Source organism: Phenylobacterium sp., from assembly GCF_041913825.1.
Taxonomy (GTDB): Bacteria; Pseudomonadota; Alphaproteobacteria; order Caulobacterales; family Caulobacteraceae; genus Phenylobacterium.
Map to the genome: position 1 here is coordinate 158,404 of NZ_JAYSEO010000003.1, position 17,479 is coordinate 175,882.

Below are 17,479 nucleotides of genomic sequence, written 5' to 3' on the forward strand. Positions count from 1 at the left end.
CGCAGAGAGGTTTCGTTGCCCGACGCCCCGCCGCTCCTCCTCGAGGACGTCTTCCTGACGCTGCCGTCGGCGGCCGGGCCCGTGGACATCCTCCGCGGCCTCAGCGTGTCCGTCGAGGCGGGCGAGCGCGTGGCGCTGGTCGGGCCTTCGGGATCGGGCAAGTCGTCGCTGATCGCGGTGGCCGCCGGGCTGGAGCGGCCGACGCGCGGCCGGGTCGCGCTGTTCGGCCGCGATCTCGCGCGGCTGGACGAGGATGGACGCGCGCGGCTGCGGCGCGGGCGCGTGTCCCTGGTTTTCCAGGCCTTCCACCTGCTGCCCAACATGACGGCCGAGGAAAACGTCGCCGCCCCGCTGGAGATTGCGGGTGTGGCGGACGCCGGCGCCGCGGCGCGGGCCTGGCTGGACCGGGTCGGGCTTTCGGCCCGGACACGGCACTATCCGCACCAACTCTCGGGCGGCGAGCAGCAGCGGGTGGCGCTGGCGCGCGCTCTGGCGCCTAGGCCGGCGCTGCTGTTCGCGGACGAGCCCACCGGCAACCTCGACGCCGCCAACGCCGCCCACGTGGCCGAGCTGATCTTCGATCTCGCGGCCGAGACCGGAGCGGCGCTGGTGCTGGTCACCCACGACGAGGCGCTGGCGGCGCGCGCCGGCCGGACCGTACGCCTGCGCGACGGCCGCGCCGCATGACGCCGCTCGCCCTGCGGTTCGCGGCCCGGGAGCTGCGCGGCGGAGTCCGCGGGTTCCGCATCTTCCTGGCCTGCCTGGCGCTCGGCGTCGCCGCGATCGCCGCTGCGGGCTCGACGGCGGAGGCGTTCCGGCGCGGCTTGGCGACCGAGGCGCGCGACATCCTGGGCGGGGACCTGGCGATCTCTACCCAAGGGCGGGCGTTCAGCCCCGCCGAGCGGCAGGCCTTCCAGGCCGCCGGCCGGACGGCCTATGCCGTCGCCCACCGCGCCATGGCCGAGGCGCCGTCGGGCGAGCGCTGGCTGGTCGAGCTGCGCGGGGTCAGCGCCGAATATCCGGTGGCGGGCCGGGTCACGCTGGCCGGGGCCGCCGACATCCAGGCCGCCGTCGCGCGGCAGGGCGACGCCTACGGCGCGGCGGTGGAGCAGGGGCTGCTCGACCGGCTGGGCCTCCGGCTCGGCGATCGCTTCCTGGTGGGCAATGTGCCGATGGTCGCCACCGCCGTCCTGCTGGAGGAGCCCGACCGCCTGTCCCGCGGCTTCGCTCTCGGTCCGCGGGTGCTGACCAGCCTCGCGGCCGTCGAGGCGGGCGGAGGGATGCGCCCCGGCTTCCCCTTCGGCTCGACAGCCCGGATCGTGCTGCCGCCCGACGCCGACCCGGCCAGGGCCGAGGCCGCGTTGCGGGCGCGGTTCCCGGGCGAGCCCTTCCGCGTCCGCACGCGCGACGAGGCTGCGCAGGGCTTCGGCCGGATGATCGACCAGCTCGAGTACTTCCTGGCCTTCATCGGCCTGGCCTCGCTGGTGGCCGGCGGGCTCGGCGTCTATGGCGCAGTCAACGCCTACCTGCAGGGGCGCAAGCCGGTCATCGCCACGCTCAAGTCGCTGGGCGCGGAGGGCCGGCTGGTGCGGGACGTCTACCTGGCCCAGATTGCGGTGCTTGCGCTCCTCGGCATCGGGCTCGGCCTCGCCGTCGGGGCAGCGGCGCCCCTGGTGCTCGGGCGACTGGTGGCCGACGAGCTTCCCGTGCCAGCGCTGTTCGCCGTCTATCCCGGGCCGCTCGCCAAGGCCGCGGCGTTCGGCGCGCTCTGCGCTGCCGCGTTCTCGCTGGCGCCGCTTGCCCGCGCCCGCCAGACCCCGCCGGCCAGCCTGTTCCGCAGCGACCTCGCCGGGCGGCTGAGGTTCGGCCCGGAAGTAGTGGGCGCGCTCGCCGCGGCGGCCGGGCTCGCGGCGCTCGCCATCGTGACGGCGCCCACCCTGGCCACGGCGGCGATCATGATCGCCGGCGTCTGCGCGGCCTTCGTCCTGCTTTGGTTGATGGGCGCGGCCTCGGCGCGGCTTGCGGGACGGCTGCGGACCGGCGCCCGCGGCCCCTTGCGGATCGGCCTCGCCAATCTCGCGGGCCCAGGCTCCGCCGCCCGCACCGCGGCGCCGGCCATCGGCCTGGGTGTCGCGCTCCTGGCTGCGGTGGTGCTGATCCAGTCGAGCCTCCTTCGGCAGGTGTCCGAGATCGCGCCGCGCTCGGCCCCGGCGATTGTCTTCACAGAGGTGCCGCAGGCGCGGGCGCAGGCCTTCGACGCGGAGGTGGCCCGCGCCTTCGGCCGCCGGCTGACGCCCGAAGACTACTATCGCGCTCCGCTGCTGAACGGCCGCATCACCCACGTGCGCGGCCAGCCCGTGGACCGCGACCGCATCGCGCCCGGCGCGCGCTGGGCTTACGACTCCTCGGTCACCCTGTCGGCCATCGGGCCCGAGCCGCCGAACGCCATGATCCGTCAGGGTCGCTGGTGGCCGGCGGATTACCGCGGGCCGCCGCTCCTGGCGATGAGCGAGGAGGTGGCCGCCGGCGCGGGCCTGAAGCTCGGCGACGCCGTCACCGTCCAGTTGCTCGGCCGGGACATCGAGGCCCGCATCGCCGTCCTGCGCGAGGTGGAGTTTGGCGGGTTCGGAGCGAGCTTCCCGCTGGTCCTGACGCCCAACGCCATCGAGGGCGCCGAGCCGCAGCACGTGGCCATCGCCAAGGCCACCCGCGCGCAGGAGGCGGCGGTGATCCGGGCGCTGGGCCGCGACTTCCCGGAGGTGAACGTCATCTCCGTGCGCGAGCAACTGGAGGCGGCCACCGCCCTCTTCGACCGACTGGCGCTGGCCGTCCGCGGGGCCGCGGCGGTGGCGGCTCTGGCCGGGCTGCTGGTGCTCGCCGGCGCCATCGCGGCCCGCGCCCGGGAGCGCACCCGCGAGGCCGCGACCCTGAAGGTGCTCGGCGCCTCGCGCGGCCAGATCCTGGCCGCCTATGTCCTGGAGTACGGGGCGGTGGGGCTGATCGCCGGGACGGCGGGCGTGGCGCTGGGCTACGCCGCGGCCTGGCCGGTGGTGGTGAAGGTGTTCGAGACCGACTGGAGCGTCGACTGGGGCGGCGTGCTGGCGCTGCTGGCCGGCGCGGCAGCGATAACCGGCGCCGGCGGCCTGCTCGCCGCCTTCCAGGCCCTGTCGAAGCGGCCCGCGCCGGCGCTGCGCGCCGACTAGGCGTCGAACCCCGCGAGGTCGGGCGTGCGCCCGTTCCAGCCGGACACCCGCTCGAACGCCGCGCCGACGGCGACCACCGTGCTCTCGTCCTGGGGCCGGCCGATCACCTGCAGCCCCACCGGCAGCCCCTGGTCCGTCAGCCCACAGGGGACGCTGATCCCCGGCAGGTCGAGGTAGTTGGCCGCGCGCGTGAGGCGGCTGAGCGGCGAGACTGTCTCGTCCACCTCGTCCATCGGCGGGGCGGGGATGGGGCAGGTGGGGCTGAGCAGGCCGTCGTAGCCCGCGAGCCACGCGTGAAAGGCCGCCTGCTGGGCGGCGCGATCGGCGTGCGCCTGTTCGAGCTTGGCCTCGTCGATCTCCCGCCCGGCCTCGAAGCGGCGGACGATCCAGGGATCCATGACCGCGCGATGCTGTGCGATCCGGTCGCCCCAGATGCGCCAGCCTTCGCCGGCCATCAGCAGGCCGTTCGGCCCGAAGGACTCGTCCAGCGAGCGCGCCGGCGCGACCACCTCCACCTTCACGCCCGCCCCGCGCAGCCGCTCCAGCGCCTCGTGATAGAGACGGGCCACCTCCGTATCCACCTCCCCCAACTGGTCTAGGGGGATGGCCGCCAGTCGCAGGCCCGACACGTCGCGGGCGAGGGCGGTCTCGGCGTCGAACGGGCCGCGCACCGCCGCGGCCTCGTCGGGCCCCGAGATCACCGCCAGCATCCGAGCCGCGGTCGGCACGTCTCGCGCGAGCGCGCCCACGGTGTCGAGCGCTGGGCTCAGCGGGTGGACGCCGCGCAGGCTGACGAGCCCGCGACCGGGCTTCAGGCCCACCACGCCGCAGACCGCCGCCGGGATGCGCACCGAGCCGCCGGTGTCGGAGCCCAGCGCTCCGTCGCAGAGGCCCGCCGCCACCGCCACCGCCGAGCCGGAGGAGGAGCCGCCAGGCGCCCGGTGGACTTTGGCGTCCCAGGGATTCCACGGCGCGCCCACCGCCCGGTTGGTCCCCCAGCCGCCGTAGGCCAGCTCGACGGTGTGGGTCTTGCCGACCGCGCTCCAGCCGGCCTGAAGCAGGCGCTCCACGACGCGGGCATGGCGGGGGGGATCGGCCTCCAGAGGCACGACCGCGCCGCCGCCGGTCGGCACGCCTTCCACGTCGAAGAGGTCCTTGATCGCGAAGACCGGCCCGTCCGCGTCCTCGCCCATCAGCGGCGGGTCGAACACCCGCACGAACGCCTTCAGCCGTCCGTCGTAGCGGCGGATCCGGTCGAGGGCCTCGTCGGGCGTCATGGTGTGCTCCTTGCGCGAACGCGGACTATCGCCGAGCAGGGCAGGGGAAACCAGATGACGCGCCGATGCCCTTGCGTCATTCCTTCGCGCCGATGACCCAGTCGCTCCCCGACCAGCTCCGCGCCACCGTCCGCTTCCTCGGCCGCATCCTGGGCGACGTGATCCGCGCCGAAGACGGCGAGGCTGTGTTCAGCCAGATCGAGGAGATCCGCCAGGCCTCAGTCGCCTTCCACCGCGAGGGCACGCCCGAGGCGGCCCGGGTGATGGCCGACCGGTTGGCCGGGTTGTCGCTGCCGGACACCGTCCGCTTCGCGCACTCCTTCGCGGTCTTCCTGCAGATCACCAACATCGCCGAGGACCAGATCCAGCGCCGCCGCGGCCGCGCGGGCGACGCTCGGGCCGACACCCTGGCCGGCGCGCTGCGGGCGCTGAAGGCTGATGGCGTCGGTACGGAAGCGGTGGCCGAGCTGCTCCGGACCGCGCTGATCGCCCCCGTCATCACCGCCCACCCGAGCGAGGTGCGCCGCAAGAGCGTGCTCGACCGCCAGAGCGCCATCGCCTACGACCTGGATCTGTTCGACCACGCCCGCAGCGACGTGGAGCGGGCGGGAATCGAGCGCGAGCTCGTCCGCCAGGTTTCGATCTTCTGGCGCACCCGCCTGCTGCGCAGCGTGCGGATCGCGGTGTCCGACGAGATCGAGAACGCGGTCTCCTACTTCGACCGCAGCTTCCTGGCCGAGCTGCCGAGGCTTTACGCCCACTGGCGAGACGTTATGGGCGGCGAGGACCTGCCGAGCTTCCTGAGGGTGGGGTCCTGGGTCGGCGGCGATCGCGACGGCAACCCCTATGTCACGGCCCAGGTGATGCGGCAGGCGCTGATGCGCCAGTCGCGGGCAGCGCTGCGCATGTATCTCGAGCGGATCCATGCCCTCGGGGCGGAACTCTCCATGTCCGTCCGCCTGGCCGACGTGACGCCGGGCCTGCAGGCGCTGGCCGACCACAGCCACGACGAGTCGCCGCATCGCTCGGACGAGCCCTACCGCCGCGCGCTCACAGGGATCTACGCGCGCCTCGCGGCGACCTATCCCGGCCTCACCGGCGAGGCGCCGCCCAGGCCCTCATCCAAGGCGGCCGAGCCGTACGACAGTCCGCAGGCTCTGAAGGCGGATCTGCAGACGGTGCTGGACTCGCTGCTCCAGAAGCACGGCCCCGCGTTCGCGGCCGGCCCGCTGCCGGACCTCATCCGCGCGGTGGACGTGTTCGGCTTCCACCTCGCCACCCTGGACATGCGGCAGAACTCGTCGGTCCACGCTCGCGTCGTGGCCGAGCTGCTGAAGACCGCCGGCGTCTGTGACGACTACGAGGCTTTGGACGAGCCGGCCCGCTGCGAGCTGCTGACGAAGGAGCTTGGCCACGGCCGGCTGCTGGCTACGCCGTTCGCCAACTATTCCGAGGAGACCGCCCGCGAGCTCGAGACGCTCGCCATGGCCGCCGACGTCAAGCGCCGCTACGGACCGGAGGCGATCCGCGCCTACATCGTCTCAAACACCCAGTCGGTCTCCGACCTGCTGGAGGTCTATCTGCTGCTGAAGGAAGTGGGGCTCTACCGGCCGGGCGACGCGCCCAGCGCCGAGATCTTCGCTGAGCCGCTGTTCGAGACCATCGAGGACCTGCGCGCCGCGTCCAAGACCATGGCGCGCTACCTGTCGCTGCCGCTCATCCGGAAGCTGCTGGTCCAGCCGGGCCTGCAGGAGGTGATGATCGGCTACTCCGACTCCAACAAGGACGGCAGCTATCTCACTTCCACTTGGGAGCTGCACAAGGCGTCGCGCGCGCTCTGCGCCGTCGTCGGCGGGGAGGGGCTCCGACTCCAGCTCTTCCATGGCCGCGGCGGCGCGGTGGGCCGCGGCGGCGGCTCGAGCTTCGAGGCCCTGCTGGCGCAGCCGCAGGGAACGGTCCACGGCCGCATCCGCATCACCGAGCAGGGCGAGGTCGTGGCGAACAAGTACGCCGACCCGGAGATCGCGCGGCAGAGCCTGGAGACGCTCACCGCCGGCGTGGTGCTGGCCTCGCTCCGCCGTCAGGCGGCGGACGAGCTGGCGGCCCCGCACTCCAAGGCCATGGACGCGCTCGCTCGGACCGCCATGGGGGCCTACCGGGCGCTGGTCTACGAGACGCCGGGCTTCGTGGACTACTTCTACGCGGCCACCCCGATCAGCGAGATCGCCGACCTCAACATCGGCAGCCGGCCGACTTCGCGCCAGGCGACCCGCAGCATTCAAGGCCTGCGCGCCATTCCGTGGGTGTTCTCCTGGTCGCAGTCGCGGGCTATGGCGCCCGGCTGGTTCGGCTTCGGCTCTGCGGTAGAGAAGGGCGGCGTCTCCATGGCGCAGCTCCGCGAGCTGAACGAGGTCTGGCCGTTCTTCCAGTCGATGCTGGCGAACATGGAGATGGTGCTGGCGAAGTCCGACCTCGCCATCGCCGGCCGCTACGCCGGCCTGGTGGAGGACCGCGCGCTGGCCGACCACGTGTTCGGCGAGATCCGCGCCGAGTGGGAGCGGACCCATGCCGCGCTGCTGGAGATCACCGGCCAGTCGCAACTCCTCGAGAAGAACCCTGATCTCGCCGCGGTCATCCGCTCCCGGCTGCCCTACATCGACCCTCTGAACCACCTGCAGATCGAGCTGATCCGCCGGCGGCGCCGGGGCGACGAGGACGAGGCGGTGCGCGAAGGCATCCACCTGACCATCAACGGCGTGGCCGCCGGCCTCAGGAATACCGGCTGATGTCGGAGAACCTCTACGACCGCCTGGCGGCCGGCTTCCCGGCCGACCGGACGAAGCCCTGCTTCCTGCTCTCCGACGGCTCGGCGGTGAGCTACGGCGAACTGGAAGAGCAGGTGGGCCGCGTCGCCGGCCGGCTTGTCGCCGAGGGCGTGCAGCCCGGCGACCGCGTGGCCCTGCAGGCCGAGAAGAGCGTGGCCGGCGTGATCGTCTATCTGGCCGCGCTGAAGGCCGGCGCGGTCTACCTGCCGCTGAACGCCGCCTACACGCCGGCGGAGGTGGACTACTTCCTCAAGGATGCGGAGCCGGCGGTCTTCATCACCGACGACGTGGCCTATGTCCGCGAGGCGGCAAACCACAGGCGGCTCGCCCGGGCCGTCCCGCGAACGGCGGCCGACCTCGCCGCCATCATCTACACCTCGGGCACCACCGGCCGCTCCAAGGGCGCCATGCTGAGCCACGGGGCGCTCGCCGCCAACGCTGTGGCTCTCCACCAAGCCTGGGGCATCACGCCCGACGACGTCCTGCTGCACGCCCTGCCGATCTTCCACGTGCACGGCCTCTTCGTGGCCCTGCACTGCGCCTTCCTGTCCGGCTGCCCCATGGTCTGGCTGGCGAAGTTCTCGGACGGAGAGGTGCTGGCCGGTCTCTCGCGCGCCACCGTGATGATGGGTGTGCCGACCTTCTACACGCGCCTGCTGGCCAACCCGGCCTTCGGAGCCGAGGCGGCGGCCGGCGTGCGGCTGTTCATTTCCGGCTCCGCGCCGCTGCTGCCGTCCACCTTCGCCGAGTTCGAGGCGCGCACCGGCCAACGCATCCTCGAGCGCTACGGCATGAGCGAGGCGGTGATCATCACCACCAATCCGCTGCACGGGGAGCGGATCGCGGGCTCGGTGGGCTTTCCTCTGCCGGGGGTCGAGCTGCGGATCGGCGGGGGCGAGGAGACCGGGGTCATCGAGATACGCGGGCCGAGCGTGTTCGGCGGCTACTGGCGGATGCCGGAGAAGACCGCGGAGGAGTTCACGGCCGATGGCTTCTTCGTCACCGGCGACGTCGGCCGGCAGGACGCCGACGGACGCGTGTGGATTTCCGGCCGGGCCAAGGACCTGATCATCTCGGGCGGCTACAACGTCTATCCCAAGGAGGTCGAGCTGGTGCTCGACGAGACCTCGGGCGTCGTGGAGAGCGCCGTGATCGGCGTGCCCCACCCGGATTTCGGCGAAGCGGTTGTGGCGGTGGTGATCGGCCGGGGCGAGGAGGCGGCGCTGATCGCCGAGGCCCGGCGCCAGCTCGCCGCCTACAAGGCGCCAAAGCGGGTGGTGTTCGTCGACGAGCTGCCGCGCAACGCGATGGGCAAGGTGCAGAAGAACCTGCTGCGCGACCGCTACGCGGGGCTGTTCGCGGGGTCCTGAGGCGGGTCGTCCCGGCGCGCCGGCGGATCGGCCTCGGCCCGTGGCGGGACGGAGGACAGCTCGCCGCCCACGTCCTGCATCAGAACGTCCACCTCGTAGCCCTGACGCCGCGCCTGCTCCGCCAGCCGCTGGGCGGCGGCGAGCGCGCTCTCGCGCGAGGCGTAGCGGTTGTACCGAACGCCCGGGGCGAGCAGCGTCCACCGCCCGCCGTACCAGATCACCGCAAACTGCAGCGTCATTGCGCCGCCGCCTCCACCATCACCGGCTCAGCAGGCCACGGGTGGGGCAGGGACGCAATGTCCCTTGTTAAGGTGGGCCTAGGCGCTCGCCAGTCGGATGCCCGTGGGCGCCGCCGGGCGGGTGGCGAGCATCGGGCGGAAGTCGGAGATGCTGACCAGCAGGTCCCGCTGCAGCAGGATCGCCACGCCGGAGCGCAGTTCGATCAGCTTCTCGCGGCGGAGCTGCTGAAGCGTGCGGTTCACGTGCACGATGGAAAGCCCGAGCACGTCGGCCATGATCTCCTGCGTCAGGGGCAGGGGGAAACGCTGCTGGTCGCCGAGGCCGGCGATCTGAAGCCTATTCTGCAGCTCCAGAAGAAAGTGCGCGACGCGTTCGTAGGCCGTCTGGCGGCCGAGCCGCACCATGTGGTCGAGCAGGAGCGCCTGTTCCAGGAACTGGCTCTGCTGCAGGGCCCGCGCGAGGCCGGGCGCCCGGCCCGCGAGCGCGGCTTCCACCACCGGCTCGGCGTCCACCGTCTCCAGCGCCGTCAGCGCCACCGTGCTCCCCAGGGCGGGTGTCGGAGGGCGTTCGCCGACGCCGATCGCCTCACCGGGCACTGCGAAGCCGAAGATCTGCCGGCGCCCGTCGGGCAGCACCCGCTGGCGGCAGGCCCAGCCGGAGACCACGAAGCGCGCGCGGCGGCTGGCCTGGCCTTCGGCGATGAGCTCCTCGCCCGGCGCATGCCGCTCGCGGCGCTCGCCGAGCTGGCGCACGAGCTCCTGCTCGGCGTCGGTCAGGGGTGAGAGCAGCCGAAGCCGCCGAAGCACCGCGTCCAGAGGCCGCGGTGCGAGATGAGGTCTGAACCGGCCCGTCATCCGGTGTCCCCTTGTCTGCTGGATGGGACGTCCCGGAAGTCGGAACGGTCCGCCAATTTGGAACCCAACCGGGAGGGAAAGGTTCCGTTTGCATCCTCAACCATTGAGCGAACAACGTTTCATCTGCGCGATGGGCGCGACGGGTTGTTCCTGCCATCGGCGCAGTCGTGTCGGATAGTCGACCTAAGAGCTGAGGCGCCGCACCATTGATCAGTCGGAGTGTCCACGAGCTTTCGTTTCGTGCAATTCCGGGTTGATGGGTAGGAACGAAGCCTCGCATACGCCGTTCTGCGGAACCAGTACTTCAGAGCGCAGGCATCAAATGAGAGACGACGCGAGTTTCGGTTACCGCATCAGCAAGGACGAGGCGGGCTGGACCTGGACGACCTTCGACCTCGCCGGGCAGATCCTCGTGGAGGGCCGCGCCCCGACCAAGGCCGTCGCCGCCGCCTGCGTGATCCGCGCCCTCGCGCGCTCCGCGATCCCGGAGACCGCCGCGCAGGCGGCCTGAGCGTCGTCAGACGGCGGGCGCGGCGACCGCCGGCACGCCGTAGGCCTTCAGTAACGCCTGGACGTCCGCCGCACGCCTGACGAGCGCCTCGTCGATGCGGTCGCGCAGCTCGAGGTCGTCCTTGCGCACGCCCATGGAGATGTCGAACACCATCGGCCACTGTGGCCCGTCCAGCCAGGGCGTCACCGGCGTCAGCGTCAGGAGATGCTCGGCGCGGGCGGCGAAGTAGCCGGCGAGGGGGCCCCAGACCACCGCCACATCCACATCCCCCCGGTCGACGGCTCGGACGATCTCGGCCGGCGGGTTGGGCTGGGCGTAGTCACCATAGAGCATGTAGCCGCGCACGTTCTGCACGATCCCGCGGCGGGCGAGCGCGTGGGTGGGAGGGGTGTTCGAGCTGTCGTCGCCGATCATCTGCACCCCGATGCGGAGCGTGCGAAGTTGCGGATCGTCCAGGGAGGCGAGCTGCAGATGGCGGTCGGCGCGGGTCAGGAAGACGTAGGTCGAGCGGTAGTAGGGCTGGGTGGTGGCCAGCATCTCCACCTGGGTGGCGACGCCAGGCCAGACGTCGCACTGGCCCTCCTTGAGCGTGTTGCGGACATAGCCGCGCCGCTGGGCCCACCAGGTGTACTCGACCGTCATGCCGAGTTCGTCGGCGACCAGCTCGGCGAGCTTGTTCTCGAAGCCTTCGCCCCGCGCGTCGGAGAAGGGAAGGTTGTTGGGATCGGCGCAGACCCGCAGCACCTTCGGCTTTGGCGAACAGCCGGCGGCGAGCGCCAGGAGGAGGAGGGCCGCGAGCCTCATGACGCCACCACCCCCCACGGCCGGCCGCCGAGCTTCAGGCGCTTGAAGGTGCGGCCGCTCTTCAGGTCCACGATCGAGAGGTCGCCGGACAAGCCGCTCGCGCCGTAGAGCCGGGTCTCGTCGGGCGAGAGCGCCACGCCCCAGTTGCGGAAGCCGGTCTTGAACCGCCGCGTGACCTCGAAGGTCCTGGCGTCCACCTCCGCCGCCTCGTTCCCCCGGCCTAGCGCCACATAGACGCGATCGGCCGCCCGGGTCATGGTGAGGCCCACGGCCTGGATCGCCGGCGGCGCGTCCTTGCTTTTGAAATCGATGGTCTCGATGGGCCGGTGGGTGGTCATGTCGAACACCGCCACCGAGGCTCGGATCTCGGAGCTGACCCAGAGCCGCCGCCCGTCCGGCGTGAACACGGCGTCGCGGGGCCGGGTGCCGACGAGCACGCTGTCCTTCAGTTCACCGGTGGCCGCGTCGATGAAATGGACGAGGCTCAGCACCTCCGAGGTGCAGATCACCCAGCGCCCATCAGGGCTGACCGCCATACCCTCGGGCTCGGCGCCCACCTCTGTCTCCCGGGTGATCCGGTTGCTGGCGATATCGAGGAAGCTGACCTTGGCGTCGTCCTCGTTGGCCACGTAGAGCATCCGCCCGTCGGGGCTGACCGCGAAGCGCTCGGGGTCGGGCCCGGAGTCCAGGTAGCGGATCACGCGGCGGGCCGCCGTGTCGACCACCGCGATGCGGTTGTCGTCGCTCACCGCCACATAGAGAGTCCGGCCGTCCGGCGAGAGACCCATGCCCCGGGGCCGCGCGCCCACGGGGATCCGGCCCACCTCCGCGGCGGTGACCCCGTCAATCACGTGGACGACGTTCGACTGCTCGTTGGAGACGTAGACGGTGTGGGGCGCCGCCCTGGGCGGGCTGCACGCCGCCAGCAGGGCCGCGGCGGCCAGCGCGATCGAGGCTCTCATCGGCGCCTCAGCTCTTCGGCAGGGCGAAGACGTAGAGGGCGCCGCCGGCGGTGGTCTTGTCCTTCAGGTCCGGGACCGCGCCCACGTAGCCCAGGGCTGCGGTTGGGTCGCGGGGGTCGAGGTCGCCGGCCACGATGGCGCCGGCCCAGCCGCCGACGCCCGCCAGGATTGCCACGTACTGCCGCCCGTCCGGGCCGCGATAGGTCACCGGCTGGCCGATGATCCCGGAGGAGGTCTTGAACCGCCACAGCTCCTGGCCGGTGCGAGCGTGAATGGCTTTGAACCACCCGTCCATGGTGCCGTAAAAGACCACGTCGCCTGCCGTCGCTAGGGCGCCGGACCATAGCGGCAGGTCCTCCTTGATCGTCCACACCGCGGCGCGGCGGACCGGGTCCCAGGCCGTGAAGACGCCGCGATGCCCGCCGGGCCCCGGCTTCATCCGCACCTCGGCGCCCACGTAGGGCGTTCCGGAGATGTAGTTCGCCTGCAGGTTCTCCCAGTCCATGCAGACGTTCACGTGCGGGATGTAGATCAGGCCCGTCTGCGGCGAGAAGGCCGACGGGTTCCAGTCCTTGGCCCCGGAGGCGGTGGGGCAGATGTCGCGCACGACCTTGCCCATGCGCGGGGTCTTCTCCTCGTTGACCCGGATCCGGCCGGTCTTCAGGTCGACCCCGAAGCTGGAGTTCACCACGGAAAACGGATCGGCCGACAGCACCTCGCCGGTGGCCCGATCGAGCAGGTAGAGGTAGCCGTTGCGCTCGGGCCTCGCGAGGACCTTGCGCATCCGCCCGTTCACCGGGACTTCCAGCAGCAGGTTCTCGTTGATCCCGTCGTAGTCGTGCACGTCGTGCGGCGAGAGCTGGTAGAACCACTTCGCTTGGCCGGTGTCGGGATCGCGGGCGAAGATGCCCGACGTCCACTTGTTGTCGCCCGGCCGCTGCTCGGCGTTCCAGGGGCCCGGGTTGCCGGTGCCGTAGTAGATCAGATCGAGCTCTGGATCGTAGGAGATCCAGCCCCAGACCGTGCCGCCGCCGATCCGCCAGGCGTCCGGCGGCCAGCTCGTCATGCCGAGATCCTTGCCCCGGTCCATGGCGTAGAATGGCTTGAACTCCGGCCCGATCAGGACGTCCGTGTCGGGCCCGGTGTGGAACGCCTTCCAGGCGACCTTGCCGGTCTCGGCGTCCACCGCCGTGATCCAGCCGCGCACCCCGAACTCGCCGCCCGAGTTGCCGACCAGTACCTTACCCTTCACCACCAGGGGGGCCATGGTGATGGTCTCGCCCTTGTTGATGTCGCCGAGCTTGGTCTTCCAGAGCTCCCGGCCGTCGGCCGCGCTGACCGCCACGGTGTAGCCGTCCAACGTGTTGATGATCACCTTGCCGTTCCAGAAGACGGCGCCGCGGTTCACCACGTCGCAGCAGGCGACGCCCTGGCTCGAGGGGGCGGGCTTCGGCGAGTACTTCCACTTCACCGGAGCGCCCGGCTTGGTCAGGTCCAGGGCGAAGAGGTCGTTGGGGTAGGGGGTCACGATGTACATCGTGTTCCCCACCACGATCGGCGCGGCCTCGTGGCCCTTGTTCACCCCTGTGGAGAAGGTGAAGGCGACCTGCAGCTTGCCGACATTGCCGGCGTTGATCTCCGAAAGCGTCGAGTAGCGGGTGGAGGCGTAGTCCTTCGCCGGCATGGCCCACTGGCCGTCGTCGGCCGGCAGGATCGCGGTGGCGCCGGTGGAGCCCTGCGGCGGCGGCACGAGCTTGGCCTGCGCCGGTGGCGGCGGCTTGCCCTCGCATCCGGCGAGCGCCAGCGCGGCGAGCGCCGCCACGGCGGCGAGTCCCGCGCCTCTCCGTACTCCTCCCATCTGTGCTCCACCCCTGAAGACCTTCTGCTCTCAACGCTCGGGGCGGGCGTTCGGGTCAAACTGGCGCGCGCCGGGCGTCTGGGGCAGGGTCGCACCCCAACCAGGAGGAAGACGCATGGACCTGCAGCTCAAGGGCAAGACGGCGGTGGTGACCGGCGGCTCGCGCGGTATCGGCCGCAGCATCGCCGAGCTGTTCGCCGACGAGGGCGCGAACGTCGCCATCTGCGCCCGCAACGCCGAGCAGGTGGCCGAGGCGGTGGAGAGCCTGAAGCGTCGCGGGGGCGAGGCCTGGGGTCGGGCGGTGGACATCGCCGATGGCGCGGCGCTCAAGAGGTTCGTCGGCGAGGCGGGTGAGCGCCTGGGCGGCATCGACGTCATGGTCTCCAACGCCAGCGCCCTGGTGAACGGCGCCGCCGAGGCCGACTGGCAGGCGATGTTCGACATCGACATGCTCGGCGCGGTGCGCACCTTCGACGCCGCCTTCCCGTTCCTGGAGAAGGCGGCCGAGGCGAACGGCGACGCCGCCTTCGTCATCGTCTCGTCTGTGTCGGCGGCCGAGACCAACGGCGGCTCGGCCTATGGCCCGATGAAGGCGGCCCTAATCCACTACGCCAAGGGCCTCGCGCGGCAGCATGCGGCGAAGAAGGTCCGCGCCAATGTGGTCTCCCCTGGCACGGTGCTCTTCGACGGCGGCGTATGGGGCAACGTTCGCGACCAGATGCCGGGCTACTTCGAGCGGATGCTCAAGCGGAACCCCACCGGCCGGATGGCGACGCCCGAGGAGATCGCCGCCGCCGTCGTGTTCCTGGCGAGCCCGCGCTCGGCCTTCACAACGGGCTCGAACCTGCTCGTGGACGGCGCGATCTCGGCCCGCGTGAACTTCTGAGCGAAGCAGGGCAGTTTGGCCCCGTTGAGTTGACGGGGGCGTGACATGGCGAGGGACATCGAGACGGACGCCTGGGCGGCGCACGAGATGTTCCAGTCGTACGGCGGCATGGAAGGTCTCCCCGACGTGGCCGTCCGTCCGCGGCTGTCGGCGCGGGAGTTCGCGCGGCGGATCTACCCCGGCGTCCTGGTCGCCCTGACGATCGCGCTCGCCGCCTCGTGGCTGTCGCAGCACTACGCCGCCCCGGTGATGCTGTTCGCCCTGTTGTTCGGCATGACGTTCCACTTCCTGCACGAGGAAGGCCGCTGCGTTCCGGGGATCGAGTTCACCTCCAAGGCCGTGCTGCGGACCGGTGTCGCCCTCCTGGGCGCGCGGATCACGGTGGAGCAGGTGGCGAGCCTGGGCTGGGTCCCGGTGGCCATGGTGGTAGCGGGCGTCGCCTCCACGGTCCTCATGGGCGTCGCCCTCGCGCGACTGCTCGGCCTGTCGCGGAGCTTCGGCCTGCTGTCCGGCGGGTCGGTGGGGATCTGCGGCGCCTCGGCGGCGCTGGCCATCGCTTCGGCCCTGCCGAAGACCCGCGAGACGGAGCGCGACGTGATCCTGGCGGTGGTGGTGGTCACCACGCTCTCGACCATCGCCATGGTTGTCTATCCGATGCTGGTGACGGCCGTCGGGCTTGACCATCAGCGGGCAGGCCTGTTCCTCGGCGGCACCATCCATGACGTGGCCCAGGTGGTTGGCGCGGGCTTCATGATCTCGCCGCAGACCGGCGACGTGGCCACCTACGTCAAGCTGCTCCGGGTGGCCATGCTGCTGCCGGTGGTGCTCGCCATCGGGCTGGTGATGCGGGGCGGCGGCGGCCAGGCGGGCCGCGCGCCGTTCCCCTGGTTCCTGGCCGGCTTCGCGGCCCTGGTGGCGCTGAACAGCCTGCGGCTCCTGCCGCAGGCCGTTTCGGACGCGGCGGGAGAGGTCTCCCGCTGGTGCCTGGTCGCCGCCATCGCCGCGCTCGGCATGAAGACCTCGTTCAAGGCCCTCATCGACGCGGGCTGGCGCCCCGTGGCCGTCATGGTCGCGGAGACCGTCTGGATCGGGGCGCTGGTCCTGGCGGTGGTGCTGCTGGCGACCTAGGCCTCCTGAATCGCCGAGAGCTGCCAGGCCCCGTAGGCCTGGCGGACAAAGGTCCAGAGCTCGGTGGTCTCCGTGGGACGCTCGGCGTCCCCGGAGACCACCTGGCCGGTAGCCCGGTCGCGCATCACGTCGCGGGACTCGTAGCGCAGGGCGGCGGTGACGTACTCGCGGTCGCCCTCGCGCCAGGCTTCGGCGATGTCGGCCTCGAGCAGCTTCACGTCCGTGACCTCGTTGCGGCGGCCCTGGGTGGCGTTCTGGCTGAGCTCCTCGGAGAGGTAGCTCATCACCTCCGGCGTGGTGAGCTCGCGCAGGCGGCCGTAGTCCTCCCGCCCGAAGGCGGTCTGCACCTCGCCCAGCACGCGCTCGAAGTCGCGCCGGTCCTCGGCGGTCACGGCGATCTCCATGGAAGGGCCGGTGCTCGCCGGGGTGGCCGGCGTGTACATGCCGCCGCCCATCGGACGTGCGCCCGAGCGGGCCTCCGGCGCCTCGAAGCGCGAGGTCGCGCCGGGCCAGCCGGCCCCGCCGGCCGCCGCCGCGGCGGGTTGCTGGCGGCGGCGGAACAGCTTCATCAGCAGCCAGACGCCAAGGCCGATGAGCGCGATCTGGAACAGCAGGGCGCCGAAGCCGGCCATGCCGGCGCCGAAGCCGTGACCCAGCATGGCGCCGATCAGGCCGCCCATGAGGAGGCCGCCCAGCAGGCCGCCGCCGAGGCCGCCCAGGAAGCCGCCCCGGCGGGGCTGCTGGACCGGGGCGCCGGCCGTGGCCGGGCGCGCGCCCGGCTGCTGCGCCGTGGGCTGGCGCGGCGTCATGGACCGTTCGATGGGCGCGGTCTGCGTGGGGGCCGTCTGGGTGCGCGGCGGCGGCGTGTAGGTGCGCGCGCCACGGCTGCCGAAGCTGCCGCCCCGGCGGGCGTCGGCGGGGGCGGCCACCAACAGCGAGGCGGCGAGCGCGATGCCGAACGCGGCGGCGAACTTCGACCTGTGAGTGCTCATCTTCGAAAAATCTCCCTTCGCCCCATGATGTATGCGCGCCCGGGGCTGGCGGTTAGGGGTGGTCCTGGCGAAATCGGACGGCCGTCAGGCGGCGGTGACGTTCTCGAACAGGCCCGCGTTGTAGTCGCGGATGGCGTCCATGATCTCCTCGCGCGTGTTCATCACGAACGGGCCGTGGGCCACCACCGGTTCGCCGATGGGCTCGGCATGGCCGAACAGGACGAGCGCGTCCTCCTTGGCCGAGAGTTCGACGGTGTCGCCGGCGAGGTCCAGCTCGGCGAGCGTCCAGGCGGGCGTGGACTTGCCGTTCACCGAGACGGCGCCCCGGACCACGTAGAGGAAGACGTTACGGCCTGCGAGCGAGCCGAAGCCCACCTTGCCCCCCGCCTTCAGCTCCACCGTCGTCATGAAGACGCCGGTGATCGACTCCACCGGACCCGACTGGCCGCCCCAGGTCCCGGAGATCAGGTTGACCGTCGCGCGGCCCTGGTCCGCGGTGAGGGCCGGGATGCGGTCCTGCTGCACGCCGGTGTAGCGCGGACGGGTCATCTTCAGCCGTGACGGAAGGT

15 protein-coding genes are annotated in these 17,479 nt (G+C 71.9%); 7 read left to right on the top strand and 8 right to left on the bottom strand.

The features are described 5' to 3' along the window. Positions 1–15: 15 nt before the first annotated feature. Positions 16–687: an ABC transporter ATP-binding protein gene (locus ACE3Q8_RS03300; RefSeq protein ID WP_374468813.1), complete on the top strand. Its 672-nt coding sequence runs from the start codon at positions 16–18 to the stop codon at positions 685–687. Beyond that, on the top strand, positions 684–3,203 hold the full coding sequence (locus ACE3Q8_RS03305; protein ID WP_374468814.1) for an ABC transporter permease: 2,520 nt from the start codon (positions 684–686) through the stop codon (positions 3,201–3,203). The genes ACE3Q8_RS03300 and ACE3Q8_RS03305 overlap by 4 nt, the downstream gene beginning before the upstream one ends. Here the strand turns inward: ACE3Q8_RS03305 and ACE3Q8_RS03310 are convergent. Beyond that, complete coding sequence (locus ACE3Q8_RS03310; RefSeq protein WP_374468815.1) at positions 3,200–4,480, bottom strand: amidase; 1,281 nt, start codon at positions 4,478–4,480, stop codon at positions 3,200–3,202. The genes ACE3Q8_RS03305 and ACE3Q8_RS03310 overlap by 4 nt on opposite strands. A gap of 65 nt (positions 4,481–4,545) precedes the next feature. On the opposite strand from ACE3Q8_RS03310, the gene ppc reads away from it, so the two are divergent. Next, complete coding sequence (gene ppc, locus ACE3Q8_RS03315) at positions 4,546–7,266, top strand: phosphoenolpyruvate carboxylase (protein WP_374468816.1); 2,721 nt, start codon at positions 4,546–4,548, stop codon at positions 7,264–7,266. After that, positions 7,266–8,675 carry an AMP-binding protein gene (locus tag ACE3Q8_RS03320; RefSeq protein WP_374468817.1) on the top strand — a complete coding sequence of 470 codons (1,410 nt, stop codon included), beginning with the start codon at positions 7,266–7,268 and terminating at the stop codon, positions 8,673–8,675. Before ppc ends, ACE3Q8_RS03320 begins: the two co-directional genes overlap by 1 nt. Here ACE3Q8_RS03320 and ACE3Q8_RS03325 read toward each other — a convergent pair. Next, entirely contained in the window at positions 8,648–8,914 is a 267-nt protein-coding gene (locus tag ACE3Q8_RS03325; RefSeq protein WP_374468818.1) for a hypothetical protein, read from the bottom strand. The genes ACE3Q8_RS03320 and ACE3Q8_RS03325 overlap by 28 nt on opposite strands. Positions 8,915–8,992: 78 nt before the next feature. Further along, complete coding sequence (locus ACE3Q8_RS03330) at positions 8,993–9,769, bottom strand: Crp/Fnr family transcriptional regulator (protein ID WP_374468819.1); 777 nt, start codon at positions 9,767–9,769, stop codon at positions 8,993–8,995. 322 nt (positions 9,770–10,091) lie between these two features. On the opposite strand from ACE3Q8_RS03330, the gene ACE3Q8_RS03335 reads away from it, so the two are divergent. Next, positions 10,092–10,280, top strand: coding sequence for a hypothetical protein (locus ACE3Q8_RS03335; protein WP_374468820.1), 189 nt, complete (start codon positions 10,092–10,094; stop codon positions 10,278–10,280). 6 nt (positions 10,281–10,286) lie between these two features. Here ACE3Q8_RS03335 and ACE3Q8_RS03340 read toward each other — a convergent pair whose 3' ends face one another. From ACE3Q8_RS03340 to ACE3Q8_RS03350, 3 genes are read right to left on the bottom strand one after another with little or no spacing between them, the layout of a single operon-like run. Next, the gene (locus ACE3Q8_RS03340; RefSeq protein WP_374468821.1) at positions 10,287–11,084 is read right to left on the bottom strand and encodes a substrate-binding domain-containing protein; all 798 of its coding nucleotides are present in this window, start codon (positions 11,082–11,084) and stop codon (positions 10,287–10,289) included. Next, positions 11,081–12,046, bottom strand: a complete 966-nt coding sequence (locus ACE3Q8_RS03345; protein ID WP_374468822.1) for a PQQ-dependent catabolism-associated beta-propeller protein — start codon at positions 12,044–12,046, stop codon at positions 11,081–11,083. Before ACE3Q8_RS03345 ends, ACE3Q8_RS03340 begins: the two co-directional genes overlap by 4 nt. A 7-nt stretch (positions 12,047–12,053) precedes the next feature. Then, positions 12,054–13,868, bottom strand: coding sequence for a methanol/ethanol family PQQ-dependent dehydrogenase (locus ACE3Q8_RS03350; RefSeq protein WP_374468823.1), 1,815 nt, complete (start codon positions 13,866–13,868; stop codon positions 12,054–12,056). Between the two features lie 151 nt (positions 13,869–14,019). Between ACE3Q8_RS03350 and ACE3Q8_RS03355 the strand changes: the two genes are divergently transcribed. Then, positions 14,020–14,790: an SDR family NAD(P)-dependent oxidoreductase gene (locus tag ACE3Q8_RS03355; protein WP_374468824.1), complete on the top strand. Its 771-nt coding sequence runs from the start codon at positions 14,020–14,022 to the stop codon at positions 14,788–14,790. A gap of 45 nt (positions 14,791–14,835) precedes the next feature. Continuing rightward, positions 14,836–15,918, top strand: a complete 1,083-nt coding sequence (locus ACE3Q8_RS03360; RefSeq protein ID WP_374468825.1) for a YeiH family protein — start codon at positions 14,836–14,838, stop codon at positions 15,916–15,918. Here ACE3Q8_RS03360 and ACE3Q8_RS03365 read toward each other — a convergent pair. Beyond that, positions 15,915–16,910 (bottom strand): Tim44 domain-containing protein, encoded by a 996-nt coding sequence (locus tag ACE3Q8_RS03365; RefSeq protein WP_374468826.1) that lies wholly within the window; start codon positions 16,908–16,910, stop codon positions 15,915–15,917. The two genes, ACE3Q8_RS03360 and ACE3Q8_RS03365, sit on opposite strands and share 4 nt — an antisense overlap. Positions 16,911–16,994: 84 nt before the next feature. Beyond that, positions 16,995–17,479: pirin family protein (locus ACE3Q8_RS03370; RefSeq protein ID WP_374468827.1), on the bottom strand; the 485-nt coding region annotated here is incomplete at its 5' end.